The 5837-nt window shown below is 40.9% G+C and carries 6 protein-coding genes; 2 read left to right on the top strand and 4 right to left on the bottom strand.

Annotation, left to right across the window (positions count from 1 at the left end; translation table 11 throughout):
* A partial coding sequence (locus tag QZ562_RS18825) for an IS3 family transposase (RefSeq protein ID WP_293763654.1) occupies positions 1 to 564 on the top strand: 564 nt, incomplete at its 5' end.
* A gap of 443 nt (positions 565 to 1007) precedes the next feature.
* The gene (locus QZ562_RS18820; protein ID WP_293763651.1) at positions 1008 to 1403 is read left to right on the top strand and encodes a DUF3718 domain-containing protein; all 396 of its coding nucleotides are present in this window, start codon (positions 1008 to 1010) and stop codon (positions 1401 to 1403) included.
* 336 nt (positions 1404 to 1739) lie between these two features.
* Here QZ562_RS18820 and QZ562_RS18815 read toward each other — a convergent pair whose 3' ends face one another.
* From QZ562_RS18815 to QZ562_RS18800, 4 genes are read right to left on the bottom strand one after another with little or no spacing between them, the layout of a single operon-like run.
* Positions 1740 to 2714 (bottom strand): NADPH:quinone oxidoreductase family protein, encoded by a 975-nt coding sequence (locus tag QZ562_RS18815; protein ID WP_293763648.1) that lies wholly within the window; start codon positions 2712 to 2714, stop codon positions 1740 to 1742.
* A 56-nt stretch (positions 2715 to 2770) separates the two neighbouring features.
* Complete coding sequence (locus tag QZ562_RS18810) at positions 2771 to 3805, bottom strand: phosphotransferase family protein (RefSeq protein WP_293763645.1); 1035 nt, start codon at positions 3803 to 3805, stop codon at positions 2771 to 2773.
* Positions 3806 to 3832: 27 nt separating this feature from the next.
* Positions 3833 to 5059: an acyl-CoA dehydrogenase family protein gene (locus QZ562_RS18805; protein ID WP_293763642.1), complete on the bottom strand. Its 1227-nt coding sequence runs from the start codon at positions 5057 to 5059 to the stop codon at positions 3833 to 3835.
* A 13-nt stretch (positions 5060 to 5072) separates the two neighbouring features.
* The gene (locus QZ562_RS18800) at positions 5073 to 5750 is read right to left on the bottom strand and encodes a histidine phosphatase family protein (RefSeq protein ID WP_293763639.1); all 678 of its coding nucleotides are present in this window, start codon (positions 5748 to 5750) and stop codon (positions 5073 to 5075) included.
* Positions 5751 to 5837 lie beyond the last annotated feature (87 nt).

Here is a 5837-nt window from a genome sequence, read left to right as displayed (position 1 = left end):
CATGAGCAGCGCCGTTCGAGTGAAACATGCGGTGAAAACCGCGTTGCTAAGTTGATGAAGCAGGCCAAACTCAGAGCTAATATTGGTTATAAACGACACTATATTAAGCCTTCAACGCCTCATATTTCAGCAGATAACCATCTACAGCAACAATTTGTTGTGTGCGAGCCTGATACCGCTTGGGTTGGAGATATTACTTACATCAAGACTTATAAGGGATGGTTGTATCTGGCTGTCGTCTTGGACTTGTTCTCACGCAAAGTGATTGGTTGGTCAATGCAGCCGACTACGACATCGGATATTGTGATTAAAGCGCTGCCCATGACAGTACGGCAAAACCCCCAAGCAACACAGGTGATTGTTCACAGCGATCCAGGAAGCCAATATGCTAGCGGTGATTATCGAGACTTCCTGAAAGCGCATAATCTGACTCCGAGTATGAGCAGACGAGGTCATTGTCTGGATAATGCTGTTGCAGAAAGTTTTTTCCAGTCGCTCAAGACTGAATGTGTAAAGCGAAAGGTGTACGCAACCCGAAGTGAAACCAAAGCAAATTTTGTTTGATTACATAGAAGTGTTTTTACAATCGAATGCGACTGCATAGCCATCTTGGCTATGTGTCTCCAGGTGAATATAAAATCATGTATTCACAAGCAAGCTAGGTATCTACAAAACTTGAGGAAGCTCAGATCTAACTTTATGTTCAAGCGGAACGTTCTACTGGGTATTTCACGCGCAACACGATCTCATATTTCAACCTTCGAGCCATTTTTCAGATATTTGAAATATTTCTAGGCATCGATTCTCAAGGCATAACCTTAATTTGATGCCTGAATAGCATAGCTTCTCAATTAAGGGTATCAAACATACAGTTATCAAAATCTATAACTAAGTATCACTTTTCAGATTTTTTAATCAACCTAGATAGTCTTTAATTGAATCCTGAAAACGCAGCAACGACTGCAAACAATCCTAGATATTAAATCTACCACACGAGAAACTTAACCATGTTGAAAATAGTTAAAACTTCGATCGTAATTGCAACCGCTTCATTAATGTTTGCGGGCTCCGCACAAGCCGACATAAGTGAAGCATTACAAAACATTTGCACTATTGTTAAGGCAGATGACAAAGGCGAATTACGTAAAAAAATGAAGCGTGTTCAGTCTGACTTTAGACTTAAACTTAAAGATTACTACACAGGTATCTCGTGTGGTGGTAATAGCCTCATTCGAACCGCTATGCTTAACAACGCAATTGAAACAGGGACCTTGATGGTTAAGAAAATGCCCAAAGGTGACTTAACAGCCCCTGAAAAAGACGGCAAAACAATATTAGCTTGGGCATCTGACAACGGTTTAAATGCATCACCTATTGTTACTGCACTCAACGACAGAATATAAACACCAAAAAAATTGTTCTTAAATGAACTTGGTTACGGCCACCGAAATGTTCAACATGGTGGGTAGATTATCCTAATTAAGTAATCGACCCTAAAAAACGGCCTCATTTGAGGCCGTTTTTTTACGTCTAAATATAAAGATTACGAAAAAATAAATTGAATATTTAGAACTGAATTGCGTGTCACTCGAACATATTAATTACTAAAAACTAAAAAACTGGCGAATCGCCACAGAGAAAATAAAAAAAGACTTTTTAACAATCTTCTGCTGTGCAGTATAAACGTTTAGTCTTAGCTCGAAGCAATAAAAATCTAGTCACACAGCTATCGTTAAGTTTTAAGGTCTTAAGGTCATTTTACCTTTTACTTCTCGGTTCATGACTTTATTCAACGCGTCTTTGGCATTTTCTAAAGGCACAATTTCATCGACGATCACTTTGACCTTGCCTTGCACGTACCAAATTAATAACTCTTTCATGTTATCTGCAAAGTCTTTTGGTTGATGTTGGGTAAACGAGCCCCAAAATACACCCATTACTGAGTAACCTTTTACTAAGGCTAAATTTACTGGAAATTCTGGAATAGTACCGCCAGCGAAACCAACAACTAATAATCTGCCATTCCACGCCATGCTTCTTGAGCATGCGTGAAAAGTATCACCGCCCACGCATTCATAGACTACATCGACACCTTTACCATCAGTCACTTCTTTGATGGCGGTTTTTAAATCGGTCTCTGTGTAGTTAATTAAAATGTCTGCACCGTTAGCTTTAGCCATATCTAACTTTTCTTGGGTAGAACACACCGCAATGACTGTTGCGCCCATTTCTTTACCAATTTGCACGGCAGCAAGACCCGTTCCACCGGCAGCTCCAGTGACTAACAGTGTTTCACCAGGCTGAATTTTTGCACGTTGTTTAAGCGCATGATGTGCTGTCGCGTGTGCAGTGACCAAAGCGGCGGCTTCTTCATCAGGGATTTCGTTAGGAATGGGCATAATATGCGTAGCAGGACATAATACTTTTTCAGCATAACCACCTAACATACACATAGCGATAACACGCATACCGACTCTAAGATGAGATATTCCCTCGCCTACTTCGCTGACCACGCCTGCAACTTCATTACCCGGTATAAAAGGAAATGGTGGTTTCATTTGATACAAACCTTGTACCAATAATCCGTCGGGGAAATTAACGCCGCATGCTTTAACGTCGACAATAACATGTCCTTTTTTAGCTACAGGGTCAGGCATATCTTGATATTTTAATTGTTCTACTGGGGCAAATTCTTCACATACAATGGCTTTCATTAAGCTCTCCTTGAAGTATTGACAATTAAGCAAAACCATAGGGTTTTGCTACTACATTATTGAGTAAGTTTAAGCGCGTATTGAGCTAAGGGTTTAACAATCGCTCCAACAGCTTGTGCTTCTTTGTTTGACGCATTTCCGTCTTCTGCTCTTTTTGCTACGCCCTGAGCAATGGCGCCTAAGCGGAAAAAACTAAAGGCTAAATAGAAATTCCAATTATCGATTTTCTCGATCCCTACTAATTTGCAATAAGCGTTTACATACTCTTGTTCTTCTGGGATCCCTAAGGGCTTTCTCTCAATACCGCCTAAGCCCGTGGCTTTGCCAACGTTTTCAGGCAAACGCAACTGCATACATTGATAAGCTAGATCAGCATAAGGATGACCTAATGTAGATAACTCCCAGTCCAACACAGCTAAAATCTTAGGCTCTGTAGGATGAAACATTAAGTTATCCATCCGATAATCACCATGAACTAGTGAGATTTTGCCATCATCTTCTGGCAAATGCTTTTCAAGCCAAGTGATTAACTGATCCATTTCGGGGATGTCTTGCGTTTCTGACAATTTGTACTGTTTACTCCAACGGCTAAATTGACGTTCGTAATAATTGCCGGGTTTACCGTAATCAGTCAAACCCACTTTCTCAATATCCACGCTATGAAGTGCAGCCATAACTTCAACCATTTCTTGATACATTTGGCTGCGTATTGAGCTATCGCTAATTTCTGGTAATGCGCTGTCCCAAAATACGCGTCCTTCAACATACTCCATAATATAAAACATGCTGCCGATTAGTGACGTATCTTCGCAAAGATGATAGACCTTTGCCACAGGTACCGCTGAGTTCTCAAGTGCGGCTAATACTTTATATTCACGGTCAACAGCATGGGCAGACTTCAGTAACTTGCCGGGTGGTTGACGTCGTAACACATAAGACTGATTGGCTGTCACTAACTTAAAGGTAGGATTTGATTGTCCACCAGCAAACTTAGTTGCAGTGACGGGCCCTTTAAAGCCTACAACATGTTGGGTTAGATAGTCAGCCAGAAGTTGCACGTCTAATTGATCAACTGAGCCTTTTTCGGTCATAACATTTTCCTTTTTATCACACTCATATTAAGCGTTTTGGTCTTTTATCAGATTACGACCTAACTGCATCATATGCACTTCGTCGGGCCCATCAGCTAACCTTATGGTGCGCGCGTAAGCATATATGGCAGACAAAACATAATCCTGACTAGTCCCTCCACCGCCGTGCATTTGAATTGATTGATCAATCACATTACAAGCCATCTTTGGTGCAACGATTTTAATCGCAGCAATAATATTGCGGCTTACTTTATTACCGTATCTGTCCATGTTATCAGCCGCTTTAAGTGTTAGTAAACGGGCTTGTTCAATATCACAGTGCATTTGTGCAATTCGTTCACGGATGGATTGTTGTTTACTTAAGGGCTGACCAAATGCGATGCGGTTTTCAACTCTTTCACATGCCATATCCAAAGCACGCTGGGCACAGCCAATTAAACGCATGCAATGGTGAATACGGCCCGGCCCTAAACGACCTTGAGCAATGGCAAAACCTTCGCCTTCACCGACCAATAAGTTTGCCGCTGGTACTCTGACGTTGTCAAATAACACTTCAGCATGTCCAATTGGCTCATCGTAATGGCCCATAGCAGCTAAAGGTCGAACGACCGTAATCCCTTCGGAGTCCAATGGTACCAAGACTTGTGATTGTTGTTGATGTCGAGCCGCAGTAGGATCTGTTTTACCCATTACCACCATAATTTTACAGTTAGCGTTCATAGCACCGCTGGTCCACCATTTACGCCCATTTATGACATACTCATCACCGTCTCGTTGTATAGAGGTTTCGATGTTAGTGGCATCTGATGATGCAACAGCAGGTTCAGTCATAGCAAAAGCCGAGCGTATTTTGCCTTCAAGAAGTGGTATCAAGTACTTTTGCTTGTCTTGTTCGGAACCGTATCTAGCTAATACTTCCATATTACCTGTATCAGGAGCACTGCAGTTGAACACTTCTGAACTCCACATTACCCGTCCCATAATTTCGCACAAAGGTGCATACTCAAGGTTGGTTAAACCTGCTCCGTAGGGCAGATATTCTTCGGGTAAAAACAGATTCCACAAACCTGCGTCTTTGGCTTTTTGCTTCAATTCTTCCATCACTTCCGGCGTCACCCAACGTGTTTCTTTATTGGCAGAATTGGCATGCACCAGATTAGTATAATCTTTTTCAATAGGATAAATGTGTTCATCCATAAAGGCTTGTAGGCGGTCGATCATTTGTTGCGATTTGTCGGAATAATCAAAATTCATGGTTTTTTTTCCTTTAGCTAAAGGTGATGGAGTCCAGTCTATCTGGGCTGTCTAAATGCGGGATATTATTAAAACTTGATAAACGTGTATTGCTTTTATTAAAGTAAAAATGGCTGATACTGGTGTTGCGGACTTGCATATTAAGTTCAATTACCTGTTTCGCGTCCAGCCCTAATACCAAACTCATTATCATGGATATAGCTCCCCCGGAACTTACAATCAAAATCGGCTTATCACTGTTTTGATCACAAGCAAGATGTAAAGCACGTTGCACTCTAATTTTAAAATCACCCCAGCTTTCTTCTAGCGTGTTTCTGGGTAACAAGTCCTCGGACCATGCGTGCATCGCTAGCTTTAGCAAACGGTAAAAATCAGCGGGTGTAGGATTTTCTGGTAACTGGCTTTCTGGGTTCAATTCTAGGTAACTGTTACCTATGTTTTGAAAATTGAATTCATTAAAACCATCATCTACAGTAACAACAGGGGGTTGACTTAAGCCATCAATAATACCTTGGGTTGTTTCTCTATGGCGAACCATATCTCCCATAAATGCCTTGGAGAAAGTAATATTTCTTGCAGTGAAATATTCACCCAGCCAACGGGCTTGCTGATGTCCTAACTCACTTAGTTTGTCGTAATTTTTTGCTCCAAATGAAGCTTGTCCATGGCGGACTAAATAGAATTCTGACACTTATTCACCGTTTATAATTTAACTCACCTGATAGTATTCTTAATAGTTCTATTAGTTGAATTTATTATTTTAATTAAATTACATTTA

Source organism: uncultured Paraglaciecola sp. (assembly GCF_913058035.1).
Taxonomy (GTDB): domain Bacteria; phylum Pseudomonadota; class Gammaproteobacteria; order Enterobacterales; family Alteromonadaceae; genus Paraglaciecola.
The sequence above is the reverse complement of the archived record's forward strand: the minus strand, read 5'-3'. Positions and strand labels throughout refer to the sequence as shown.